The following is a 24,610-nucleotide window of genomic DNA, read 5'->3' on the forward strand; positions in this document are numbered from 1 at the left end:
TCCAGTGTCGCCTCGCCGGTGCGGTAGTGAGAAAGTATCTGAGCGACTCCCCATCGCCATCAGGCCGGTCATTGAGCAGCGAATTCCCGATGCGAACGGTACTTCGCCAATAGTCCCGATGTGCGAGACGAATCCGTACGGCGGCACACTGCGAGCAAAGTGCTGCGTTGCTGGCATCGTGCCAGATTACGGCTTGCCAGCCAGTTGCGCGCATATACGTGGCCGGTTCCTTCACCGCGAGTCGCTCGTGGACGGGCACACGGCGCAACGATCTCGGAGGGCTGTCGCCCTCACTCCGGATCTGGGCGGAAGTGGCGCCTGCCGATCAGCTTGTTTGTCGAGAACGGTTGTGCTTGCAATCCTGATTTCGTCATGATCGTATACCAGTACACAAACATACGGAGAGAAGTTGTGAAGATCATTGACGTGCAGGCATTCCATTTCCGCGATGACATCGAAGCGCTGTCAGATGGCTCGACAGAGGCGTTTCTGGTCAAAATAACCACCGATGCCGGTATCGTTGGCTGGGGCGAGGCTGACGGATCGAGAGCAATCAATAAGGCCGTGATTGAAGCGCCGTTCTCCTCACCGGTGGTGTCGGGGCTGCGTCATCTGCTTCTCGGTGAAGATCCAGTGAACGTGACCCGGCTCAGGAAGAAGCTGTGCGACTGCGCGATATACAGTGGTCGCAAAGGTGCGCTCAGTCATGCAATGGCCGGAATTGATCTGGCTTTGCGGGAAATCAAGACAAAGGCTTTGCACGTCGCTGGTCGCCAACTGCGAGGCGCACGCCCTGGGTCCAGAATTCCTGCCTACGCCAGCATGCTGCTAGACATGAAGAAGATTACAATTTCCTGTGCGGCAGGTTCGATCCTCGCCGTTGCGGCGTCACCGGCGTTCGCGCAAAGCTCGGTCACCCTTTACGGTCTTGTCGACGCGGCCGTCCGGTATCAGACAAATGCAGCCCCCGACGGCAAGGACCTGGTCGGTATGACAGTTGGTCCGGAAACCAACAGCCGTTGGGGATTGAGGGGAACAGAAGATCTCGGCGGTGGGCTGTCTGCGATCTTCCGTCTTGAAAACCAGTTTGACGCATTCAATGGCAAGCTGAGTTCACCGAATGAGCTTTTCGGCAGGCAGTCATATGTCGGTCTGTCGAGCGATACCTACGGGACTCTTACTCTCGGCCGCCAATATTCTCCTCTCTACGACTCGATGGGTGAAATTTTCGATCCGCTGACAGTGGGGGACTACTGGCAAGACAGTTGGGTGTGGAACGGTATTGGGCCGTACCTTATCGTCAACAACGCTGTGAAGTACACAGTGACGGTCGATGGGCTGACTCTTGATGCCCTCTACGGCTTTGGGAACCAGGCTGGTTCTGTGGGTCTTGGCAGCACGTACGGTGTAGACCTGACATATGTTCGCGGTCCTGCCACTCTCGGCGCTGGCTTCCAGCAGACATCTGTTACGTCCGCGCAAGGCAGCCTGGTCAACGGAGGGAAAATTAACATGCTGCACATCAGCGGAGCGTATCAGCTCACATCGTCAGTGCGATTGCTCGCCGGCTGGCTTCATTCGCAGGACCAGTCCGGAACGACTGACATCAACATGCAGCAGGCCGGTGCCCCGGGACTTCCGGGTAGCAGCCCGAACCGGATCGACGACGCATTCTATGTGGGTGGAAACTGGCAGGCGACCGGTGCCTTGCTATTTACGGTAGCCGGCTACTACGACCACGCACGCAATGCCGAGCGACTCGATGGAACGCTTGGATCGGGTATCAACTACTCGGCCACGCTGCTTGCAGAGTATTCATTGTCGAAACACACGGAAGTGTACGGAACGGCTGACTTCGCACGTGGCAACGGCGCATTCGCCGCGGATTATCCCGGTTCGACCAATCAGGCTGGCGTTGTTGACAGCATCGGCCGTACGAACAACGTTGGCGTGGCAGTAGGTCTTCGCCAGATGTTCTGACGACGGACAGAACCCATGTATGCGCTGCCCCGGGCCGCAATGCAGCTTGGGGTTGCCGCATTGTTGAAAGACAGGGGCTGCACCGATCGTATTTCGCAGCGCTCGCACTCATTTTATCGGGCCACCACTGAAGCCATATGGGTGCAATGGACATTCATTGATACCCACGCATATTCAAGCGTAACGCGGGTCCAGTCGACGAAACACTCTGTGCTTTCACAACGGGCCGCCGTGTGGTAGCCCACAGCTTCAACCACAATTTTGAGGTCAACGCCCGGGGCCTCCTATTCACGGTGCAGAAGTCTTTGCCTCTCATGAACAACGGCGCGTCGATCATCCTGACGAGCACCATCGCTTCCCTGCGTGGATTCCCGGTTCGTTCAGCCTATGCCGCCTCGAAGGTGGCGCTGCGTTCCTATGCCCGAACCTGGACGATGGAGCTGAAGGATCGTGGCATCCGCGTCAACACGATCACGCCGGGTCCGTGCGGCACGCCGCTGATCGACGCACAGGAAAGCACTCCGGAGGCCGCCGCGGCGACGCGTGCCAAGCACGCTGCGAATATACCGCTCGGTCGCATGGCAAGGCCGGAAGAGATCGCGGGGGCAATGTTCTTCCTTGCGTCAGAGGACAACAGCTTCGTTGCCGGTAGTGAGCTGCTGGTTGACGGCGGCATGTGCTCCGTCTGACGCATCGACGGAAGGCTCTGGTGAGTCGTAGCCGCGTAGGCCGTCGGCATTGCCCGAACTCCGCATGGAACACCCCGACAAGCCGAAGATCGCAGAGCTCAGGCCATAGTCCTAGAGCTTCCAGCAAACAATCCGAAACTGGAGAACAATCATGACAGCCAGAGATAAAGGCAATGCGGCGACGCGAGAACTCATGGGCACCGAACAATCCGAACGTCTCGCCACGGCGGCCGCATCCGATACGTTCGGTGCCGATATCGCCGGATATGCCATCGATCATGTTTTCGGCGATATCTGGACGCGCAAAGGCCTAGACCAGCCGCGCCGTAGCCTCATCACCATGACGGTCATGGTGGCAATGCGGCAGCCGCATGAATTTGGCCTCCACATGAATTTCGCACTCGATCACGGCATGCCGCTTCACGAGATCGAAGAAGCACTGATCCAGATGCTTCCCTATGTCGGGTTTCCCGCCATTTCGAGCGTGCTGCCGATTGCGACGAAGATCATAGCCGAACGGGGCTTCGACAAGACGTCAGACTATGCAGGTCATCGTGGCCTGCTCTGAGAAGCAGCCCCGGTCTGATCGCTTTCAACTACGGCAACACTCTGCGCAGGAGGCCGCCAGCGAGCGCCGGTTGCCAACTTGTGGGCCTCGATCTGTCGTCCGTAGGCCGCCTTGACCTTGGCCTTGGCTTGATCGCTATTCCGCTTTTGAACGGGTGATCTGCGCCACTTTCACACAGGGCTGTTGCTGCGTGGCGCGTGGCGTCACCACGCCCACCGTGGACGCGACGCACACGGCCAGTCGACGCGCCAGCTCGTCTTGCAGCACGGCAAACAGTTCGGCGCTGTCCTGCGGCAACGCTTCGCCTGCGACTTCCGGCAAGGCGTGCAGTGCCACGGCGGCAGGCGATTCCGGCACGTCCGGAGCAGAGTTTTCCAGCCGGTCTTGCACTTTCAGGCTCACGCCGAGCGGCAATCCTTCGCCTCGATTCCGCCGTTGACGACCAGCGAGCGCCACGCAGTCACCGTCGCCGTGGGCAAAGTCGCCGCTTCGGTATGTGAATATCCGGCAGGAGCGTGGGTGAAGGCCGTTTCCGGGGCGAGCACGCAGTCGCATGCATAGCGGTCGATGCCGTCGCCGGGCGTCGTGGAAAAGTCGCTGACCGGGGGGCACCATCAACCCATTGTGGGAAGAATGTCGAGACGACGTGATCTCCCACTGCGAAGCCGAACACGCCGTCGCCGATCGCTTCGACCACGCCTGCGCCGTCTGCCATGGGAATACGTCCAGGCGCAGCCCACGTCCTTCCGGTCACAATGCCGAGATCATGGAAATTGATCGAGGTCGCATGCAGGCGGACCCGGATGGTTCCCGGACCCGGCATCCCTGGATCGGGCAATTCGACCATCGTGAGGGCTTCGAGGCCCACCTGACCATTGGAGAGAACGCGCGCATGATGGGTCAGACGCGGGCAAGCGCCGCGGGCTGTGATTCGGCTGAGTGCAAATTCTCAACGGGATCGCCCTGTTGCGCCAGGTGGATGCGGAGGCCCGTTTCTCCGGAACCGAGACCGGGCTTGAGCACCTGCTGTCCATCATAGTGTCCGCCATTCTGAGTGCGATACGGGATTGGCGTGTCGGTGAAGAGATTCTCCATCCGGACCTTGAAGGCTGCCGCGACTTCCACCCAGCGCTCTTCAGACAGGCGGTCGCTCTGGTAGATGGGGAAGGGCGGCATAACATCCATGCCCGGATAGAATAGCTGTCCATGCTGGATGGGCCACAAGATCTCGTCGAGTCGGCCATTGACGCCGCGCTCGCTATAGTGTGGCTCGCGGCCGCCGATGCTGACGACAACCATCGCCCGGCGACCGGCTAGCGTTCCTTCACCATACCGATCACCCCATCGCTCACCACCATGCAGGCCGACGCCGTAAGCGAAGCCATGCGCATAGACGCGCTCGACCCAACCCTTCAGGATCGCCGGCGCGCTGAACCACCACAACGGGAAGGTGAGGATGACCGCGTCGGCCCACAGCAGCTTCTGCTGCTCAGCCACGACATCGGCGGGTTGGGTGCCCGTAGCGAAGGCATTGCCCGATTCCGACGCATAGCGTAGCCGATCGGCGTTCTTACGCTGCGGGAAGTCGGCTGCATCGGCGACGGCCTTCCAGTGCATGGCGTAGAGGTCGGATACTTGAACCTGATGGCCCTGCGCGGTCAGCGTTTCGACCGCGAGGTTCTTCAAAGAGCCGGTCAGCGACTGAGCCTCTGGATGGGCGTGGACGATAAGAACGTTGCTCATGCTGTGATCCTGAATAAGAAAGGGAAGAGGCGGCTTTCGACCGTTCTCCTCAAAGCTAGACAGCCCTAAGGACTTTCACCGTTCATCTCGTTGATGGTGAAGCACGCAGCGTAAATGGTGATCAGGTATATTGGAAATGAATTTCATAGATACCTGCTATTGCCATGGATAATTTGCGTAGTCTCGACCTGAACCTTTGCGCACGCTCAATGTATTGCTTGAGGAGCACAACGTGAGTCGGGCTGTCACGGCAGGCTTGGCCGAACTTACCTCGCCGTTGTAGAGCCTTTTCAACGTCATCCGGGATGGTCATGCCCGATTTGAGCCGGCACTATTTTTTGTCGGCCCGGGTCATCGCGACAAAGCCGAGGATATCTCCCCGACGGGCACCAGTCAGGGCAAGACGCACCGACCCGCTCGATTAGCGCACAAAATTGGCGTAAGCCGGGTTTGAGCGAGCTTCCCGCGCGCGCTGCGCTGCGAGGTCCGCACGATCATCGGGTGGTGCAGGATAAGAAGCCTTTTCATCCTCGGCTGTCGTTCCATTGAGGAACGCACGATAGAGGTCAGCGCGGACCTGCTCACGTGTGAGCCCCTTTGACGTCGACTGGGCATGGGTGTTGGACGCGAGGAGGGTAGTCGACGCTGCGAGAAACAGAACGATGATGACGGATTTCATAAGCCAGTACCTCAGATAAGCGGAAACACACGGAACGTGTGGCCAGGCAGAAAGACCCCGATCGCACGTGACGTATCCATGATCTCAGGCGCGCTGGTCGCGGTGGCAGTCGAACAGATTAAGGTTTCTTTAGGATAAAAAGGGGGCGATAGCGGACCGTGATGCTTTTTCTACAAGTGCGGGTGTTCCGATGTTGACGTTCCGGACGATGAAATATTCTTCACATAACCCGCGCGATGATCTGCGATACTCGCATGGTGTCATTCCTTGTCCGGTGCGCTGGGCCGGAAACGCCGATCATGGCAAAAATTCTCACGATCGAGGACGATCAAATTGTTGGGCGCGACATTGTCCATACGCTTTGCGAAGCGGGATTTGATGTCGAATGGGTGATGAGTGGAGAGGACGGTATCGCACGTGCGCTGAACGGCGAATTCAATGTGATCACACTGGACCGGATGCTGCCTGGCGTCGATGGATTGACGATACTGAAGACCCTGCGTGGTGTTGGTGTCGAGACGCCGGTGCTCATGATAAGCGCGTTGTCGGATGTCGATGAGCGGGTTCGCGGTCTGCTCGCAGGTGGCGACGATTATATTGCCAAGCCGTTTTCGCCCATAGAAATGCGCGCACGTGTCGAAGTGTTGTTGCGCCGGCGAGCTCGCCTGCCAGAACCCGAAGTCACAGTGTTACGGGTGGACGACCTGGAGATCGATCTGATCGCACGCACGGCGCGCCGAGGCGAACATGTTGTCTCGTTGCCACCGGTGGAATTCAGGTTACTGGTCTATCTAGCCCGCAATAGCCGGCAGATTCACACACGCACGATGATCTTCGAAGCCGTCTGGAACTTGCACTTTGATCCCGGTACCAACCTGATCGAGGTATATGTGGGCATGCTACGGAAAAAGATTGATCTGCCGGGTATGTCGCCGCTGCTGAAGACTGTGCGCGGTTCAGGCTATATGCTGGGGTGAGGCGATGAAGATGAGCTTCTGGCGGAGCACAATTTTCCGGCTGCTGACAATGTATGCGCTGGTATTTGCAGCGTCCGTAGTCGGACTCGTGGGCTTCAACTACTGGAACTCTGCGCGCTATACCGCCCAGCAGGCAGACTTTAATATCAATTGGCAATTCGAATACTTCTCGGCATTGCCGCGCAACGTGTTGATCGATGAGGTCAATGCGCATTTGCGCGCGGAGATGCGTCGGCCTATCAACTACTACGGGTTGTTCTCACGGGATGGAAAGCACATCGCTGGTGACATCGCGGTGCTGCCAGCAGATGTCAAGCCGGGTGGAGCGGGCGAATGGTTCCGTCCCGAACTTTCGCAGGACGTTCGCCAGCACCCGACTTTCATGTGGACGCGGGCCATGGTGCTGCCCGATGGCGACACCTTCATCGTAGCGCGCAATGTTGACGAGATGACCCAGTTGCGCAACTACGTGCTGGGCGGCCTTGCATGGAGCGGTGTCGTTGCCTTGCTCGGTGGGATAGGGCTCGGAATATTGTTTTCCGCTGCGCAATTGCGTCGTCTCAACGAAATTCGACACCTGTCGTATCTGATCGCGCAAGGCGACCTGAAGACGCGCCTGCCTCTACGGGGGAGGGACGAACTTGCGTGGCTTTCCCAGATCATCAATCGCATGCTCGACGAGATAGCACGGCTGATGGGCGAAGTGAAGAGCGCCTGCGACGGCATCGCACACGATCTCCGTACGCCCTTGATTCATATTCGTTCGTTGCTGGCCCGTATCGACGCAGAACGGCTGCAGCAGGAGGATTCGCAAAACCTGCAGCAGGCAAAAGGTGCGGCTGACGAGGTGCTCAGGCGATTTGCTGCGATCCTGCGCATTTCCGAAATCGAAAACCTGCGTCGGCGTGGCGCCTTCAGTGATACAGCAATGCATGTTCTGTGTCGAGAGGTCGGCGAGCTTTATGCACCCGTCGCGGCGGACAAGGGTGTCAATCTGGAGTTAGATCTGCAGGATACACAACCTGTACGTGCTGACTCTGCTCTTATGTTCGAAGCGCTTGCCAATATCGTCGACAACGCGATCAAGTTCGCGCAGGAGAATGGCAAGGTCGTGATTGCCACAGGGCAGGCAAAACACGGGCCGAGGATCACCATATGCGACGATGGTCCAGGAATTCCTGCCAACGAACGGTCGGCCGTCCTTCAGCGCTTTTATCGTAGCGAAAGTACCCGTGAAAGACCGGGTTCGGGACTTGGGCTGTCGATCGTCCAGGCGGTAATGCACCTGCACGAGTTCCGGTTAACACTCTCGGATGCCAATCCGGGTACGTGCGTCACGCTCGACTGCTGCCCTGGACACGTATTCATATGAACGGCGTGGTTGCGCGCATCATGTGTTTGCAGACTGCCGTGACGAAGCGCTGTATGGCGGCGGTTGTCCGTACTGCGAGAGGCTGGGAGGACGCGTAAGCGGGCGGTGCAGCGCGTGCAAACGCCTCCAAACATTCGCGTTGAGCGCTGCGTGGCGCTGGCACGTCAAAGAGACATCTGTCGACGAGCGCAATCGGCTGCTCGCATTTCGCGGGTGAAGCCGGGAAGTTCTGCGCCGCGCCAGGCGCGAATGGGTGATGCCCTGGCCGGATTCAGCGGCGTTTGGACACCACCTGCCAGGCGTTAGCCTGCAGTGCGTATAGCGTCCCGAAGTGCCTTGCGCGTTTCACGTGACGACACGCTTTCGTGAAACTGCATGAATTTTTCCACGAAGGGTCCACATTGGTCGAGGCGAAGGCTGACGAACGGCGACATGAGCAGCACTGCGAGCGGATCCCCGCTCGCCAGCAGATTCCAGTCTCCTGGGCCGAGCTTTTTCTCATCCACGGCGAAGGTGTCGCCGAAATCGTCGACACCTCTCAGGTACTGCTGGAAGCACACGAGCAACAGTGCCTCGCGTGAGATGTCGCGACCGTCGCGCTCCAGTTTCGAGATGGTCTTGCTGTGAAAGACCGGAATCTTCGACGCGCCGTCGTGTGCGACGCGCAAAAGCTGGTCCGCAAGCGCGGCGTTGCTGAAGCGCTCGATCGTGCTGTCGATATAGTCAAGCCCGTTGACGCCAGGCGGCCACGGCAGGATCGGATTCACGTCCTGCTCCATGAACACGCGTAACAGCGCGGCGATGTCAGGATCGGCCATGCCGTCATGAACGAGCCGATGACCGAGCAGAAGCGCGGGATAAGCGAGCAGCATATGCGAAGCATTGAGCATGCGGCCTTTCATGGCTTCCCACTCCCAAACGTCGTCGCAGAGTTCGACGCCCACGTTCTCGAGTGGTGGCCGACCGTCGCTGAAGTGATCCTCGATCACCCATTGCGTGAAGGTCTCGGCGACGACCGGGGCAGCGTCGCCCGTTAGCGCGTGCGCACGCGCATGCATGTACGGAGTGACTTGCGGCGCGATGCGATCGACCATGCTGTTCGGAAACGCGACGTGGCGCTCGATCCAGTTTGCGAGTTCGGGGTCGCGTGCCGCCGCAAACGTGAGCACCGCGCGGCGCGCCGTATCGCCGTTCTGGCGGAGGTTATCGCAGGACATCACGGTGAACGCCTTGATGCCCGCGTCGCGTCGGCGGCGCAGTGCTTCGACGATGAATCCGAATGCAGTGCGTGGCCGTTCGCCAGCGAGATCGTGGGCGATATCCGGCTCGTCGAATCGAAATTCGCCCGATGCTTCGTCGAAGTTGTAGCCGCCTTCGGTGATTGTCAGGGAGACGATGCGGATTGCCGGATCGGCGAGTTTCGTGAGCACTGCGTCGGGATCGGAGGGCGCGTGCAGATAGTCGACCAGTGCGCCAATGATGCGAACGTCCTCGCGCCCGTCGGGGCCAATCTCGGTGAGCGAGTAGAGGCCATCCTGGATGCGCAGCGCGTCGGCCTTTGCGCGCGCCGACGCACCGTTGCCGAGGCCGATGCCGCAGATACCCCACTGTGCGGTGCCCGGCAGACGCAGGCAGCAATCGATGTAGCGCGCCTGGTGCGCGCGATGGAAGTTGCCGACGCCGATATGCGCGATGCCTGCGGTCAGCGCGGCGCGATCGTAACCTGGCGCGGTGATGTGTGCGTCGAGCAGGTCAAGCGTTATGCTCGAGAGCGGCAGAGCCGCGTCCTGAGCGGCACCCGAGGCGGTGGTGTCCTGGTTCGTTGCGTGTGTCATGCGAAGTCCCGGTTTGTGTTTACATTGCGCTTCTGTGCAGTGCACTGAATGATGAAGGAATCGACGAGCGACGGCAGTTGTGCCATCCGTTCGAATACGATGCTTGCACCTGCAGCAAGGAGCTTGTGCACCTGGTCGCCGGGGATATGCTTCGCACCGGCGAAGCCCAGGACGGTCATGCCAGCCGCCACTGCCGCGCGAGTGCCGGTCACACTGTCTTCCACCACGACGCAATGCTTCGGTGCAACGCCGAGGTTACGCGCCGCGGCAAGATATACATCGGGGGCAGGTTTGGGATTGGGGACCTTGTCCGCGGTGAAAACGCGTTCGCCGAAGTGCCCGATCAGACCGGTACGCGTCAATGCGCTATAGACGTAATCCGCATTGCTGTTGCTCGCGCAGGCCTTGCGCAGCGCGATCGCGCCCAGTGCGTCGTTGACGCCCTCAATCATGGGCGCCTGCACGGCGCCCATGCGCACGGCGGCATCGATCGAGGCAATGGCATCGGCGTCGATTGGGCAACTGAGCTCGGCGGCTACCCGCTCCAGCAGCGGCTGTGTGCGCATGCCGAGCAGCGGCCGCAACGTGTCGCTGACATCGCTTCGCGGCCAGAGTGCTTTGAGCCGATCGGCGATGATGTGTTCCGCGATAGCTTCGCTGTCGATCAGGACGCCATCGCAGTCGCAGATCATCAGAATATCTTCGGCGATGGTGCCGCCTGGATTGCCGTTCATTAATTCACCTTGTCGGTTGTGGTAGCCATGTGCGAATGCGGCGTGAAGGTGCCATTGCGTAGCGCGCGTTCAATGTCTTCGAGACTGCGGCCTCGTGTTTCCGGCACCGCGAAGTAAATGAATATCCACGCGAGTACGTTGAGGGCTCCATAGACCCACATCGCGCCGCCTACACCGAGCCACTTCGTCATCGTGAGCGCCGTGCCCGTCAACAGCAGGTTTGAACCCCAGAGCATGGCCGAGTGCGCGCCCGTTGCCTGGTCGCGAACGCCGAGCGGGTAGATCTCCGCGCCCGTGAGCCAGCCGATTACCTGGATACCGCCGGAATTGAAGACCATGAAGGCGATCAGGCATCCGATCACCCACCATTGCTGGAACCGGCCGGCGAGATCGAAATGCAGGACCGCGCCGAGCGCAAACAGGCTGGCCGCGGCGAACGGCAACGTGCTCAGGCTCAGCGTGCGGCGCCCGATGTGATCGACGCAGAGCTTGCCCATCAGCGTCATCGCCAGATAGGTCAGCGCGACGCCAAGCGCGGCCCATAACGACGCGGAATCGCCGAAGCCGGCGTCGCGCAGGAAGGTGGGCGTGTAGTAGATCATCATCTCGATGCCGCTCAGCTGGGTGAGCGCGGCGACGCCCAGCCCGGCCACGAGTGCCGGCCGAACCCACGGTTCGCCCAACGCGCGCCAGCCGCGCATTGCGTCATTTTCGCGTTGATCCACCACGTCGCGCATGTCGGCAAGCTCGCGACGGACGGCGTCCGGCGAATGGCGTACCTTTGAGAGTTCGGTGCGTGCGTCCTGGACACGGCCTTGCTCGACCAGCCAGCGCGGGCTTCGCGGCAGCCTGCTCATGCCGTAAAGCAGCAAGAGGGAAGGAAAAACCGCGACGCCGATCATCCATCGCCATGTAAAGACATGCTCGCCTGCTACGCCGATGACGGCTGCGAGCAGGATCCCCACGCCAATGGCGACGTTGAAGTAGGTCACCAGCCTGCCGCGCTTGTCTGGCTCGGCGAGCTCGGCGATATAGGTCGGAACGATCTGCGTGGAGCCGCCTACCGCGATTCCCAGCACCAGCCGCGAGACACCGAGGCATATGACGTTGGGGGAAAGTGCGGCGGCGGCGACGCCGATCGTGTAGACGGCAGATATCAATACGATGGTACGGCGGCGGCCGAGGTTGGCCGATAGCCGCGTGGAGGCGAGCGAACCGATCACGGCGCCGAGCAGGATGATGGCGGCGATGAGTTCCTGCGCGCGATAATCAAGGTCGAATTCGTGTGCGATCAATGGCAGGGCACCGGAGATGATGCCCGTGTCGTACCCGTAGAGTCCGCCTGCGATGGCCGAAACGGTGGCGATAACCGCCATGTAGGCGGAAGGGGAAAGGCGTTTTTCGTCCGATGTCGTAAGCAGTCTTGTGATCAATTTCGTTCTCCTGAGAATGTAGGTATGAACGATTCGGGGAGATAGGTGGACATGGAAAAGTCGCTCCGAAAAGAGAACGCGCGCGTCCCGTTGCATTGACGGATGCGTATTGCGGTTCGCAGTGGACGAAAGCAGGCACGGCACGAGCGGTGCCATTGCTGCGGCGGGCGCGCGGCGCGCTATGGGCCGGGCAGATGGTGCATTGCGCGCTGGGTGGCGAATCTGCCTGCGATCCCCCGCGGGCGGGAGAACGCTGCCGGTGCAGCAGGGCTGGTGGTTTCAGGACACGAACGGCACAACCTGGAACCGTGGTGACAACGGGTCATGACAGCTGCCTTGGTCTGAATCGCGCACAAGGCTGGCCACGCGGGCTTCGCCTCTGACTTCGCACATTCGTAGGTTTCCGCACGATCTTTAGCCGCACTTCGGGGAAGGCGCCAGTGTCTCCCCTGGCTCTTCACCGCCTGCCTTGCAGACGACGCTCCAGCCGCGTAACGGACGGAACGAAAAGGCGTTCGACACTCACCTGATGGCAGCGGGCGTCGAATCATGTTGAAAGCACCTGGCGGCGCCGTGCGATCCACTGCTCGCCGAGGCCAAGATGCATGAGCAATTCTACACAACATGAGCAAATGTTCAACCCTGTTTCATAATCTTTCGCATTTATAAAATGGATTCCTAATCAATAAGAAAAAAATTCAATATCGTGATTGATCGTAGCCTGTGCCTGTCACTCGCGCGTCGCGTCGCCGCGCGCGTGTCGGCGCGATATGGGTCACGAACCCTGATCCAATTTCCATAGGTGCCTGCATTCCGTCCGGTATCGCGATGCTCCGCGCGGTCCTTGAACTGTGTGTTGCTTCCATCAAACTCTATCTTTTTGTTACAGGGGTATACGTTCCAAACCGGTTTGAGTTACTATTAAAACCGATTTTTTTGTTGGGCTATAGATGCATCTGACACCAAAGCGGATGCTGGTCGACTTCCTGGGATCTGCAGGTCAAGACGGCGATCGTGCATCGCGGGAAACCGGGAAGCGTGGCCTGGCGGTGAGTCGTCGCCGTTGCGGCACGGTCGTGCGTGCGCATGGATTGCCGGCGCGTACACTACTGAGGATCCAGCATGTTGAATGTCAACCGTGTTGGCTGCGCCCCTGGAGCGTGGTCGAGCCGACTCTTTGTCGCGCTCACGCTTACGTTTGCGGCCTGTGGTTCGTCTGGTGCAGCCGACAATGGAGCATCGAATTCGTTGAAGGAGCTTGATACGTTGCAGTGGCGTCCGGCGCTGCATTACACGCCCCAACGCAACTGGATGAACGATCCAAACGGTCTCGTCTACTACAAGGGGATCTACCACCTGTTCTACCAGTACAACCCGGAGGGCAATGTCTGGGGAAACATGTCGTGGGGGCACGCGACCAGTCGCAATCTGCTCGACTGGGTCGAGCAACCCGTCGCGCTCGCGGCGAACCGCACGGAGGAAGTGTTCTCCGGATCAATCGTCGTTGATGCGCACAATACTTCGGGCCTTGGCAGCGCCGCGCTGCCGCCGCTCGTGGCGCTCTACACGTCTGTGTACAAGCCGGGCTCTGGGCACGAGCCAGGTGTGCAGGCGCAGTCGCTTGCATACAGTACCGATGAAGGTAAGACGTGGCGACGCTACGCGCACAATCCCGTGCTCACGCTGGACCCAGAGTCGAGTCATTTTCGGGATCCGAAGGTGTCGTGGTACGCCCCCGGTGGTTACTGGCTGATGTGTGCGGTCGTTGCCGATGCGCACGTCGTGAAGCTCTACAGGTCAAGTAATCTGATCGACTGGACTTTCCTGAGCGACTTCACCTTGCCTGACATTCCCCATCACGGTGCGCTGTGGGAGATGCCGGACCTGTTGCCGTTGCCGCTCGATGGCAATCCGGCGAATGAGAAGTGGGTGATGATCGTCAACGTCAATCCGTGGTCGATTGCAGGTGGCTCGGGTGCGATGTACTTCGTCGGTCGCTTCGACGGCACACGCTTTGTTCCCGACGACGTCGCGCCTGCAGGCTCCGACCCGGTGCGCTGGCAGTGGCTCGACCATGGTGCGGACTATTACGCGGCGGGTACGTTCTCGAACGCACCGGGCGGCAAAACTGTGGCGATCGGATGGATGGGTAACTGGGACTATGCCAACGACGTGCCCACAACCCCCTGGCGCGGTGCGATGGCGCTGCCGCGCGAGCTCGCGCTGAAGACGGTCGATGGCCGGCCACAGCTTGTATTTGCACCGACCGAATCCTATGCATCGCTGGTGGGGCGCAGCCCGACGACGCGTATCGCTCAGGTTGGGCTCGTGTCGTCCACGCAGGCGCTGCCGGCGGTAACGCGTGGCGTCGTTCAGAATATCGAACTGACTATCGAGCCAGGAAGCGCTCACCGTGCGGGCCTGGTCGTGCGCAGCTCGGCGGACGGCGCGACGGGCACACGGATTTTCTACGATACCCAGGCGCAAACGCTCACGGTTGACCGTTCGCACGCAGGGGATACGTCGTTTTCGCGCGCTTACAGCCCGCAGCACATCGCGAATTTGCCACTGCATGACGGCAGGCTGCGGCTGCGTGTCGTGGTCGACCGTGCCTCGGTCGAGGTGTTCGCCGACGATGGGCGAGCGGTTGTCACGGACCTCATCCTTCCCACGCTCGCCGACGACCGGGTAAGCCTCTTTGCCGAGGGCGGCGACGCGAGCTTTCGCGATATTGCGGTGAGCGATCTGTCGCGGATGCGCCAGGGGCGGGCACACCCGTAGCGACTCGCTGCGGGTGCTTCACGTTTCGGCGCCTCCCATGGCATTCAACGGCGAACAGCGATGTCTGGCGACGTCGAGCGCGCTGCGCATCGGTAGCGCCCTGGTGCAGGGCAAACTCACGGACTTTGATGCGCCGGTGCGCGCGCCTTGCACGTGCCGGACGAGAATCCGCGTGCTTGAGCGTCGAATTTGCGCCATGTGAGCCGGGTGGACGTGTCGTGTCGTTTACTGATGCGTCGCCCGCGCATATGCACATACTTGCCTTATTGCTGCGGTGGGCCGCCGGATCGGAGTCCGTGAAGGGGCAACGTCTTGATACAGCGCCCCACAGGCGTGAATTGCGCGCTCAGACTCGCAGGCGGCCGTCAGTGTTGCCCGCCTCGATGTACGGCTCGGCGAGGCGGTGTTCGGGCGGCGTGCGGCCTTCGATGGCCGCGACGACCAGCCCGGCGAGTGCCAGTCCTGAGTCTCGTCCGGTAGGTTGCGAAACCGCCGTAACTGTGTACGGGGCGGCGCTGTCAGCAGGCACACCGTCATAGACGATCAGCGAAATGTCCTTGCCAGGCTTGCGGCGTCGGTCCCGCAAGGCGCGCAAGGCGCCGATTCCCGCAAGATTGTTGTCGACCAGGATGGCCGTCGGCGGGCTGGTGCTGTCGAGCAGCGCGAGCGTTGCCTGATAGCCGTTATCCCGATCGAAGGCGGCCTGGCGCATGTTTCGCGCAACAGGCTTGATACGGGCTTCGCGCAGCGCGCGGAGAAAACCCTCGCGGCGTTGGGACGCAAAGCTCAGTGAAAGCGGTGCACCGACCAGGGCGATGCGCCGGTGACCGAAATCGATGAGCCGTTTTGTAGCAGCGTAGGCACCTGCCTCATTGTCGAAGTCGAACCAGAAGTAAGGCTGCTCGCTGTTCGTGCGCCCGTAAGCGACGAACGGGAAGTCGCGTTCGTGCAGGAACGCGATGCGCGGATCGTCAACGAGCGTGCGCGCGACGATGAAAGCATCGACCAGACGGTTGTCGACCAGTCTGCGGTAAGTGTCGAGCTCCGCGTTCGGCCGGGCGGACACGATGATCAGGTCCAGGTCGCCCAGTCCCTCCGTAATGCCGGCGACAACCTCGCAAAAGCGCGGGTCGCCAAGATCGCCGGCAGAGAACGGGTACACGATACCGACGGCGTTTGCCCGTCCTGTCGCCAGTTTGCGTGCGGTTGCATCCGCGTGATAGCCGAGCGCCTCGGCGGCCGCGACGACGCGGGCGCGAGTTGCTTCGCTTACGTCGTCATAGCCATTCAGCGCGCGGCTTACCGTTGTCTTCGAGAGACCCAGAGAACTGGCCAGTGCCTTGAGGCTTGTTTTCATACCGGGATTGGGTGCTGTCCGTCTTCATTTGCCCACAGGAGCCGGGTGAAGCGGCCGGGCGTTCGTGGCACTTATGATACTGCGATTGTGGCCCCGGAACGAATTTTCATCCCTCCACCACGAAGGAGGTCCAGGGACAGGCTGCGGCTTGCACAGAAGCGTATCCTGATCACAGTGAGGTCAAGATCTGGACGGGAGCGCGTGAAGAGGTTGGTGGCCTTGGCCGCGAGCGCGACACAGCTTTCATTGAACTGGCAACTTCCGTTGTGAGGGCCACGCGGAAACTGATTCCGGAAATGCAGAAAGGCGCGGCCGTCGATTTCATGCGATGATCGCTTCGCTGCTTGCTTTCGAGGTGACGGATATGGCCAATCTGCGACGCAGAAACCTGAATGTGGCGCTTGCGCTTGGCGGATTATTTCCGGCTACTCGAGTATTGGCCCGAAATGGCGATGCGGTTGGGTCTGTCGAGCCTGAGGTGCTTCGATTCGAAAGCAACGGATGGATTCCCAATAATCAGCACCTGGCTGTGCTGGTCTACCGTAACGCCGTTACCGTGAAGGGACCAGACCCGGCCTCCAGTTTCGAGGCGGTTTTTGCACAGAATGGGTGGCCGCCGCAATGGCGAAATGGCATTTACGATTTCCACCACTTCCACCCGGAAACCCATGAGGTACTTGGCTTTGCAGGAGGGAGCGCGCGTCTGTTGCTCGGTGGCCCCGCACCCGTCGGGCGCGAGGTGAAAGTACAGGCCGGCGATGTCGTGGTGTTACCGGCCGGGACCGGCCACTGCAAGCTCGAAGCAAGTTCCGACTTTCTCGTCGTCGGCGCGTATCCGCCGGATGAGGATATTGGCATCAGCCGCAAGGCGCTGACTGCAGCGCAAATGCAGAAGCTGGAAGCAGTACAGTTTCCACGCAGTGATCCATTGTCCGGCCCGGACGGTGCTCTTCCAAAATTGTGGAGCTGAGTTCGATAGTCATGCCTGGCGTGTACTGGATGAAGAATATCATCCGACTGGGTTGCGTGCTGTTGCTTGCGCTTGGGCCGGCGATGGCGCGCGCGGCTGCCGCGGTTACCGATCATGAGATTGGCGCGATTCTGTCGGCGCGCTGTGCGGCTTGCCATTCGGAGCATCCAGCCTTGATGTCCAGCGCACCCAAGGGACTGACGTTTGCCTCGCCGGCGACGATTGATAAACACGCACACGCGATTTATCGCCAGGTCGTCGAACTACGCGCGATGCCCGTTGGCAATGTCACGAACATGACCGATGCCGAGCGGCAAGCAATTGCGCTCTGGTTCAATGAGAGATCGGGTTCTCATACGATGAAGGCCGAAAGCGCACATCTGCCTTAGACCAGCGTGGCGCACAGCGGGACGAGTTCCGGCGCCTGGCAACTGTACGGAGTGAAATGGGAATATCTGGAAAACGCAGGCGCCTGCTTTCGATTGCCGCTAGCGGCGCGACATTGACGATTCTCTCAACCTCACCGTTGCGCGTTGCATGGGGCGAGACTCCTTCGGATCCGCGAAAGATCGGTGTGATCGGATCGGGCCATGTTGGCGGCACACTAGGGCGTCTATGGGTGCAGGCCGGCCATGAGGTGATGTTCTCCTCGCGGCACCCAGACGAGCTCGAAGGGATGGTTCAACAGCTCGGCACGACCGCGCATGCTGGCACGCCTCGTGATGCCGCCACGTTCGGCGATGCGATCCTGCTTGCGGTCCCATATGGAGCGCTGCCGCAACTGGGCCGCGATCTTTCGTCCGTGATGGCAGGCAAGGTCGTGCTTGACGCGTGCAATCCGTACGCATGGCGCGACGGGGAGGCTGCGCAGCTCGCCATGCAACAGGGCAGCGGGGTTGCCTCCGCGCACTTCTTTCCCGGTACACGCCTCGTTCGTGGTTTCAATTCGATCGATGCCAGCATCGTCGCGAGTGAGGCCCATCGCCAGCCTCCTCTCGTCGCTGTGCCCCTGGCAGGTGACAATCCGGGCGCGCTCGCTGTTGCCGCCTCATTGGTGCACGACGCTGGTTTCGATCCCGTCGTCGTCGGGCCATTGCGGGCGGCGCGCGAGTTCGAACCTGGGTCATCGCTTTTCGAGGTGGTTCTCAGCGCTGCGGAACTGCGTCAACGCCTGGGTATTGCCCCCAGTGGCCAGTAAGCCGTAAAAATGACCCGATCGTCGTCTTTCGAACGCGTTTGCGAGCAGGGAATGGCCATGTCGTCTGACGCGAAACCTGAAACCGGGGCGAGACGCCCGACTTCATGGCTGGCAGGTGCGTTGCGCCCCTGGGTACCGATCATGACCGGGGAAGGGCGTCCGCTCATCTGGTGCTGGCTGTATGTGTTCTGTGTCCTGTGTTCTTACTATGTTATCCGGCCCATTCGCGACGCGATGGGCATCGATGGCGGAGTGCGCAATCTTCAATGGCTGTTCTCGGCCACGCTTGTTTGCATGCTATTGGCGAATCTGCCATTCGCGGCGCTCGCACGACGCCTTCCGCGCACGCGCTTCATTGCGATTGCCTACCGGTTCTTTATCGTCAACCTGCTCGTGTTCGCCATTCTGCTATCGCTTGGATCTCACGAGCAGAGCATCTGGATCGGGCGCGTATTCTTCGTATGGGTTTCGGTATTCAACCTGTTCGTGGTATCGGTCTTCTGGGAACTGGTCGTCGACACATTCGATGATGAGCAGGGCAGGCGACTCTTCGCGCTGATGGCGGCCGGGGCAACGCTAGGTGCGATCGTCGGCGCAGCAGTCACCGCGACGCTCAATCATCTTTTCGGCCCTGTTGGGCTGCTCGTGCTCTCGGCCATCCTGCTGGAGGTCTCGGTAAGGTGTGTGCGGCGCATTGCGCCTGTGCACCGGAGAAGTTCGCACTTTCGCAGTGAATTCACTGCGATCGGCGGAACGGTGCTCGCCGGCATTTCCCGGACAATCCGTTCGCCATACCTCGCCAGCATCTGCGTCTATATCCTGCTGTTCTCGATGGCCTCCACGACACTCTATTTCGAGCAGGCAAACGTGATCCATCGCACCTTTGCAAGCGGCTCGTCCCGGGTCACTTTTTTCGCCACGCTCGATTTCGTCGGAAATCTGCTGACGCTGCTTATGCAGATACTCGTGACGGGGCATATCATTCGCCGGTTCGGAGTGACGCTTACGCTGGTTCTCATCCCGGCGCTGAGTGCGGTGGGGTTTGCTTTTGTCGCACTGTGGTCGACATTTTCCACAGTCGTGGTCTTCTCTTTGCTGCGTCGTGCCGGGAACTTCGCGATTGCGAGACCCACCCGGGAAATACTGTTCACGAAGCTGGATCGGGAGGACAAATATAAGGCAAAGAGCTTTATCGATACTGTCATATATCGTGCTGGAGATCAAATCGGTGCATGGACGTATGCAGGATTCGAGTCGATAGGAATGTCGGGAGGTGGTATGGCGATCGTTGCCATGCTGCTTTCCTTGCTCTGGTTAATGAACAGCCTGTGGCTTGGCCGACGTCATGAAAGCGGGGTGATTCCAGCAGGTCCAATGGAAGGTTGAACTCCGGACCCTGGTGAAAATACTGCAACGGCTTGCTACCCTGAAGGCAATGTCCACTGGTGTCGAGGCGGGTCTTTGATCAGGCAATGAATCTGTCCGCATTTTTGCGGGCGAGGCGGTTGAGCAACAGGTTACCCACGCACCTGCATAAACCGATCACCGAACAGGATGGCAAACTGGTTCATGGCTGATTTCCTGTCGAACGCGGCCCGCACGGTTTTGGCCAGTACGTTTACTGAAAGGGCACGTACCCGAATGGCATTTGTATGGAAGATTCCTGTCGGTCGATATGCGCAGAAAGAGAAATGTAATACGATGCAATTCCCAGGTAATTGGCGGCGCAAGACGTGTATACCAAGGTTTTTCGTCGAACTCGAATAAGCCGGCTCCTATGGTCAGGTGTCGGTGCAGCGGTTCTGCTTTCCGGCGTGTTGCCCGCAATCATACTGGTTCATCTATATCGCGGCTTCGCAGACGCGAGGCAGAATGCCGCGCGACTCGGGCAACTGCGTGTTGTTCTGGATGCCGCGAACAGCATTTCCGCCGAGCGTGCACCATCCAACATTCTGATGGACAGTAGCGCTGCAACACGCGCCAAGGCTCGGGCCGCGGTCGAGCGAGCGCGCGCCAAAACCGATCGCGCACTGCACCTTGTAAGTCACGGCAAGGTACCGCTCCCGCTGGTCACGGGCGTATCGCGGCAACTGGTAGTGGCGCGCGGCCTTGTCGATGCCGCGGCGGCCCGTACACCGCCTCATTACGTCGACGTCCAGCGCGCAATCGATGCGATGTTTGCGGCATACGACGCCTACCGGGCGGTCGTGAACTGGCAGGCGCAGGATCTGGTGCGCGCGGATCCACGCCTGAGCGCGCCAGTCATGCGGGCGCTCGTACTCTGCGCGCTGCGAGACGATGCCGGCCGCCTGGGTTCTCAGATCGTGGCGCCGCTCATCACACGGACGATGGTACCCCCGCAAAATATCAACGCATTCCATCTGATTCTCGGCCGCACAGAGCAGCAACTGGGGCTGCTTGAGTTTGAGCAAAATGCGGGTGGGCAAAGCCTCGCGCTGGCTGCCCTGCAGGCCTCCGCCAGGACGGAGTTCACAGGCGAGGGTGAGCCGCTCATGGAACGTCTGATTGCCGAAGGTGAGGCCGGCGGGCCATATGCGCTGGACGCTACGGCGTTCACCGAACGTTACGTTGCAACGCTGGGTCCACTCGTCGCATGGCGCAGCGCCTGGATCGACCAGCTCGTGTCCGACTACACGGCGGAAGAAAACAGGGCACTCGTCCAGTTCGCGACCGTGTTTGCCGTTGCGCTCGTGATCATCGTCATGATCGCCGGTATTGCGCTGTTCATTCAGGCGCGAGTGTTGCAGCCGCTGCTCGAGGCGAGCGAAGCCGTAATTGGCCTTGGAGAGGAACAGCCCACCGCACGTGCACGGCGACATCGCGGTGTCCGGGAGGTGGAAGCGCTATTTGATGCGATTAACCGTCTGGAATCCAGACTGCGCGAGCGTTCGGCACACACGCGCCAGCTCAGGCATCTGGCGGAGACAGACCACTTGACGAAACTCCTGAACCTGCGGACCTTCGAAGCGCGTGGCAAGCCGAGGATCGCGAACCCGGATGCGCACGCCCGCATTTTTCTTATCCTGCTGGACATCGATCACTTCAAGTCGATCAATGACCGGTATGGCCATCCAATGGGTGACAGTGTTCTTGCCGCTGTGGCTGGCGCGTTGTCGAACAGCGTTCGCCCGGGTGACCTTGTTGCGCGTGTGGGGGGCGAGGAGTTCGGGATCCTGTGTGAGGCACGGGACGCGTCGAGCATACAGGCTCTCGCGCACCGGGTACGGCTCGTATTGCGAGGGCTGGAGATAAGGACCCCTGATGGTGAATGTGTCCCGGTCACCGCCAGCTTTGGCGTGGCAGAGGCGACGGGTGTGACATGGCGCCAGCTGGTATCTCGAGCCGATGTCGCTCTGTACGCGGCGAAAATGGCGGGACGGGACCGTATCCACTTTGCCGCGGGCGGACCGTCTCCGAACGAACATTCAGCCAGTTGAACGCGGCGGGAACCGTCGACTGGCTCGTACCCGACGTTTGTCGATTCCAAACAGGCCCGCAGTGAAGCCGGAGTTGACCGAGCTCCGATGCGGGCGGCGCGCGCGGTTAGAACCGGTGGATCATGCCCAGGCGGTAGACCATCTGGTTGACTCCCGACGATGCGCCAGCCGAGGCATCCACAATCTGTGCTTCGTCAAAGCTCGTCCCGGTATGGGCGCTGACGACATGCTGCCAGGCGCCTTGCAGATAGAGCGAAGTGCGCTTGCTCAGGTCGTAGTCGAGCATCAGACCGAGCTGGTGCCATTTGGGTACATATTTCGTGTCTGACGCGTCCAGATGCGCCATCGTAAATGTATAGGCCGCGCCCAGCCAAAACGCGTGGGTGAAGTAGTATTGTGCGTTGAGTTCGAAGTTGTCGAATTTCCACGAATTCCACGTCGCGCCATTCGGCAGGCTGGTATTGTCCATCCACGCATTGCTGACCGGATTATAGACATCAACATGGGACCATGCTGCGCCGACCAGCACGTGGGTAAACTGGTAAGAGGCCGCTACCCCGATGTCCTGCTGCGACGAAGCATTGAAGAGATCGCCGCTGTTGATCGCACCGCCCGAGGCGAGCCCCGGATTGTTGAGCTTCAGATAGGACGCAGCCGCAGTCAGATTGCCATTCTGGTAGTTCAGCGTCGCTCCCCAGACCCGATTATTTGAGAAACCGCCGGGCTGGTTGCTGAAGCCGTACATGGCTTCAGCAGTGAGCCCGCGGTAAGTCGGGCTGACATACTTGACGGCGTTGTTGACGCGGAAGTCCCAGTCCACATTGTCGTTATCGAAGGGATGAGTAGTGATGTCGCCTGCCCAGTTTCCGGCTGACGTGATGCTGCCAAAGCCGAGCGCGTCAACGCTGGTGTCATACTGGCGCCCGAGCGTAATTGTGCCGTACTGCGAGGACGACAGACCCACGAACGCCTGACGGCCGAACATGCTCGAATCCTGACCGAGCTTGCCAGTGTTCACGTTGAAACCGTTTTCCAGCTGAAAGATAGCCTTGTCGCCACCGCCAAGATCTTCACTGCCTTTCAAACCCCACCGACTGCCAAATGTATCGCCGCTCGACATTTGCCATGCGCTATGGCCGCCGGTATTGCTGGTGAAATTGAGGCCTTCGTCAATCAGCCCGTATAGCGTCACGGTCTGTTGTGCGTGTGCCGCACTGGTGAGCAGGAGAGCCGGTAGCCATGCAAACCGGGACAGTTTCATCTGTTGGCGTTTCATTGATTCCCTCTGATGGTGTGGTTGAGCAGTCAGCGCTGGGCTGAATGACTTCGGTGCTGGACCGGCATTCAGTCAAGGCTGACGACGCAGTGTAGGTAGAGGGAAAAACGATCGCTGCAGCGCACGAAGTAATACTGTCTTTCAATAATCGAAAGTGCCATCCGTGGATAGAAGATATAAGGACGGGCGCGGTAATCGTGAGTTTCGTGGTGTATCACACGTGTTGCTGCACTGTTGTTTTTATTTTTTCGCTGCTTGACGGAAAGATTTGATCTGCATGCCAGACTAATGATCTTCACGTGTCAAGTGAATGAACTCTTGCCTGGCATGTGGCCGGGAGCGCACTGTTGCGTTCGCGCACAGGGCCGGCTTATCGCATTGGCGGTGGCGAGCCCGGTGTTGAGCTCGTGCGCACGCGATACCGGAGTACCTGGTATGGCGGGCGCCGGAGGTCGTGGCCGTCGTTGAGACCCGGCATGCGTTGCCACTGACCGATGCTCACATACAGGTAGCCGTCCCGGTAGGCGAGTCCGTCTGGCCACACGAGTCGGCCATCTCGCGCAACAAGCGAGAAGCGGCCCTGTGGGTCGCGTTTGAGTATGGAGTAGCGCGACGCATCCCCGAAATAGAGTGTGCCGCCGGGATCGACCGCCAGTCCGCCGTTTGAGGCTGTTTGTCCTTCGAAATGGATCGCAGCCACCAGTTGGGCGTCGGACTTCGAGAAATCGCTGATTACTGCGGTCGGAATGCTGTAGTAGTCGGGGTTTGTGGGGGTGGTCCAATACAGGGTACGCATGTCGGGAGACAGTTCAATTCCGTTGACACCGCCCTGAGGCATCGTCGGATGTTCGAGACTGTATGCATGTGGACGGCCCTCGACGTAGGTCATGAAGCCTGGGGCGGGTGAAGTCTCGGGACGGTCGCGGAACACTTCGCGCATGCGGCCCGAAGCGACATCGACGACGATAATGGACTGGTCGGGTTGAGCATATCCGTTATTCGAGATATATAGTGTTCCCTGAGCGCCGTGTGTCGGATCGAAGCGCAGATCGTTCAGTTGAATTGTGTCGCGAAAGAACGGCCGGTTAAACAGAATGCGCCTGACGATCCGCCGGCTGGGAATGTCGATGCCGACGATCTTCGCAGCCCCTTCGGGGATGCCGTCGATCCCCGCACGCTTGCCCTCGTCAAGTACCCATAGCGTGTTGCACGCGACCGTGATTCCGAGAGGGGACACGATCCAGTCAGCGAGCGGCCGCTTCGAGGGTTCCGTTGTCGCCCTGTCGGGAAAAGCAACGAGGCGCGTGCCGACGACCTCGACTACTGCCGCGGCCGCGTGGTTCCTGCCGACACGGGGCAAGGTTAGAAAGAGGCGACCGTCGTGTGAGAATGCGACGCCGGATATTTCGGCGGAGTCCGTTGAAACCACGACTTCCCCGCGATTGACGTCTCGCAGTGCTTTCCCGGCACATACTGGCATGCTGGCTGCTGACGCCATGAGCGCCGCAGCAGCCAGTGTCAGAACAACGTCTACCGTCGAACGACATTTCTGTTGCCGGC

General features: G+C 60.0%; 19 protein-coding genes and 3 pseudogenes. 12 read left to right on the forward strand and 10 right to left on the reverse strand.

All coding sequences use genetic code 11. The features are described 5' to 3' along the window. Positions 1 to 372: 372 nt before the first annotated feature. The 4 genes and pseudogenes from C7411_RS38215 to C7411_RS17655 form a co-directional block, all read left to right on the forward strand. Positions 373 to 762: pseudogene (locus tag C7411_RS38215) on the forward strand (hypothetical protein); the annotation flags it as partial. Positions 763 to 834: 72 nt separating this feature from the next. Beyond that, entirely contained in the window at positions 835 to 1,980 is a 1,146-nt protein-coding gene (locus C7411_RS17645) for a porin (protein WP_243413211.1), read from the forward strand. Between the two features lie 233 nt (positions 1,981 to 2,213). Then, entirely contained in the window at positions 2,214 to 2,669 is a 456-nt protein-coding gene (locus C7411_RS17650; RefSeq protein WP_165822830.1) for an SDR family oxidoreductase, read from the forward strand. Positions 2,670 to 2,820: 151 nt separating this feature from the next. After that, positions 2,821 to 3,237, forward strand: a complete 417-nt coding sequence (locus tag C7411_RS17655) for a carboxymuconolactone decarboxylase family protein (protein ID WP_110385540.1) — start codon at positions 2,821 to 2,823, stop codon at positions 3,235 to 3,237. A gap of 159 nt (positions 3,238 to 3,396) precedes the next feature. Here the strand turns inward: C7411_RS17655 and C7411_RS17660 are convergent. The 4 genes and pseudogenes from C7411_RS17660 to C7411_RS17675 form a co-directional block, all read right to left on the reverse strand. Beyond that, positions 3,397 to 3,675: pseudogene (locus tag C7411_RS17660) on the reverse strand (chromosome partitioning protein ParB); the annotation flags it as partial. Further along, positions 3,651 to 4,084, reverse strand: a pseudogene (locus C7411_RS17665) (alcohol dehydrogenase catalytic domain-containing protein); the annotation flags it as partial. The pseudogenes C7411_RS17665 and C7411_RS17660, both read right to left, overlap by 25 nt. Positions 4,085 to 4,137: 53 nt before the next feature. Further along, positions 4,138 to 4,980: an NAD(P)H-dependent oxidoreductase gene (locus tag C7411_RS17670; RefSeq protein WP_110385541.1), complete on the reverse strand. Its 843-nt coding sequence runs from the start codon at positions 4,978 to 4,980 to the stop codon at positions 4,138 to 4,140. 421 nt (positions 4,981 to 5,401) lie between these two features. Further along, positions 5,402 to 5,659, reverse strand: coding sequence for a DUF4148 domain-containing protein (locus C7411_RS17675; protein WP_110385542.1), 258 nt, complete (start codon positions 5,657 to 5,659; stop codon positions 5,402 to 5,404). Positions 5,660 to 5,958: 299 nt separating this feature from the next. Between C7411_RS17675 and C7411_RS17680 the strand changes: the two genes are divergently transcribed. Continuing rightward, entirely contained in the window at positions 5,959 to 6,636 is a 678-nt protein-coding gene (locus tag C7411_RS17680; protein WP_110385601.1) for a response regulator transcription factor, read from the forward strand. A gap of 4 nt (positions 6,637 to 6,640) precedes the next feature. Continuing rightward, positions 6,641 to 8,008 carry a sensor histidine kinase gene (locus tag C7411_RS17685; protein ID WP_110385543.1) on the forward strand — a complete coding sequence of 456 codons (1,368 nt, stop codon included), beginning with the start codon at positions 6,641 to 6,643 and terminating at the stop codon, positions 8,006 to 8,008. Positions 8,009 to 8,310: 302 nt separating this feature from the next. Here the strand turns inward: C7411_RS17685 and C7411_RS17690 are convergent, their stop codons facing one another. From C7411_RS17690 to C7411_RS17700, 3 genes are read right to left on the reverse strand one after another with little or no spacing between them, the layout of a single operon-like run. After that, positions 8,311 to 9,843, reverse strand: coding sequence for a mannitol dehydrogenase family protein (locus C7411_RS17690; RefSeq protein ID WP_110385544.1), 1,533 nt, complete (start codon positions 9,841 to 9,843; stop codon positions 8,311 to 8,313). Next, positions 9,840 to 10,577, reverse strand: coding sequence for an HAD family hydrolase (locus C7411_RS17695; RefSeq protein WP_110385545.1), 738 nt, complete (start codon positions 10,575 to 10,577; stop codon positions 9,840 to 9,842). Before C7411_RS17695 ends, C7411_RS17690 begins: the two co-directional genes overlap by 4 nt. Then, a complete protein-coding gene (locus C7411_RS17700; RefSeq protein ID WP_243413205.1) occupies positions 10,577 to 12,010 on the reverse strand; it encodes a sugar porter family MFS transporter in 1,434 nt (477 codons plus the stop codon). The genes C7411_RS17695 and C7411_RS17700 overlap by 1 nt, the downstream gene beginning before the upstream one ends. A gap of 1,122 nt (positions 12,011 to 13,132) precedes the next feature. Here C7411_RS17700 and C7411_RS17705 point away from each other — a divergent pair. Beyond that, complete coding sequence (locus C7411_RS17705) at positions 13,133 to 14,791, forward strand: glycoside hydrolase family 32 protein (RefSeq protein WP_110385546.1); 1,659 nt, start codon at positions 13,133 to 13,135, stop codon at positions 14,789 to 14,791. A 346-nt stretch (positions 14,792 to 15,137) separates the two neighbouring features. Here the strand turns inward: C7411_RS17705 and C7411_RS17710 are convergent, their stop codons facing one another. Then, positions 15,138 to 16,148 (reverse strand): substrate-binding domain-containing protein, encoded by a 1,011-nt coding sequence (locus C7411_RS17710; RefSeq protein ID WP_110385547.1) that lies wholly within the window; start codon positions 16,146 to 16,148, stop codon positions 15,138 to 15,140. Positions 16,149 to 16,476: 328 nt separating this feature from the next. On the opposite strand from C7411_RS17710, the gene C7411_RS17715 reads away from it, so the two are divergent. The 5 genes from C7411_RS17715 to C7411_RS17735 all read left to right on the forward strand — a co-directional run bounded on the left by C7411_RS17715 (position 16,477) and on the right by C7411_RS17735 (position 21,774). After that, the gene (locus C7411_RS17715; RefSeq protein WP_243413206.1) at positions 16,477 to 17,118 is read left to right on the forward strand and encodes a cupin; all 642 of its coding nucleotides are present in this window, start codon (positions 16,477 to 16,479) and stop codon (positions 17,116 to 17,118) included. Positions 17,119 to 17,147: 29 nt separating this feature from the next. Then, a complete protein-coding gene (locus tag C7411_RS17720; protein ID WP_110856304.1) occupies positions 17,148 to 17,507 on the forward strand; it encodes a hypothetical protein in 360 nt (119 codons plus the stop codon). A gap of 56 nt (positions 17,508 to 17,563) precedes the next feature. After that, positions 17,564 to 18,316, forward strand: a complete 753-nt coding sequence (locus tag C7411_RS17725) for an NADPH-dependent F420 reductase (RefSeq protein ID WP_110385549.1) — start codon at positions 17,564 to 17,566, stop codon at positions 18,314 to 18,316. Between the two features lie 57 nt (positions 18,317 to 18,373). Next, the gene (locus C7411_RS17730) at positions 18,374 to 19,702 is read left to right on the forward strand and encodes an NTP/NDP exchange transporter (protein ID WP_110385604.1); all 1,329 of its coding nucleotides are present in this window, start codon (positions 18,374 to 18,376) and stop codon (positions 19,700 to 19,702) included. Between the two features lie 347 nt (positions 19,703 to 20,049). Further along, positions 20,050 to 21,774, forward strand: a complete 1,725-nt coding sequence (locus C7411_RS17735; RefSeq protein ID WP_207786539.1) for a GGDEF domain-containing protein — start codon at positions 20,050 to 20,052, stop codon at positions 21,772 to 21,774. Positions 21,775 to 21,880: 106 nt separating this feature from the next. Here the strand turns inward: C7411_RS17735 and C7411_RS17740 are convergent, their stop codons facing one another. Together C7411_RS17740 and C7411_RS17745 are read right to left on the reverse strand one after the other, a co-directional pair. Beyond that, on the reverse strand, positions 21,881 to 23,050 hold the full coding sequence (locus C7411_RS17740) for a porin (RefSeq protein WP_110385551.1): 1,170 nt from the start codon (positions 23,048 to 23,050) through the stop codon (positions 21,881 to 21,883). A gap of 370 nt (positions 23,051 to 23,420) precedes the next feature. Next, positions 23,421 to 24,479: an L-dopachrome tautomerase-related protein gene (locus tag C7411_RS17745; protein WP_207786540.1), complete on the reverse strand. Its 1,059-nt coding sequence runs from the start codon at positions 24,477 to 24,479 to the stop codon at positions 23,421 to 23,423. Positions 24,480 to 24,610 lie beyond the last annotated feature (131 nt).

Origin of the sequence: Paraburkholderia silvatlantica, assembly GCF_003096715.1 — a bacterium.
Taxonomy (GTDB): Bacteria; Pseudomonadota; Gammaproteobacteria; order Burkholderiales; family Burkholderiaceae; genus Paraburkholderia; species Paraburkholderia silvatlantica.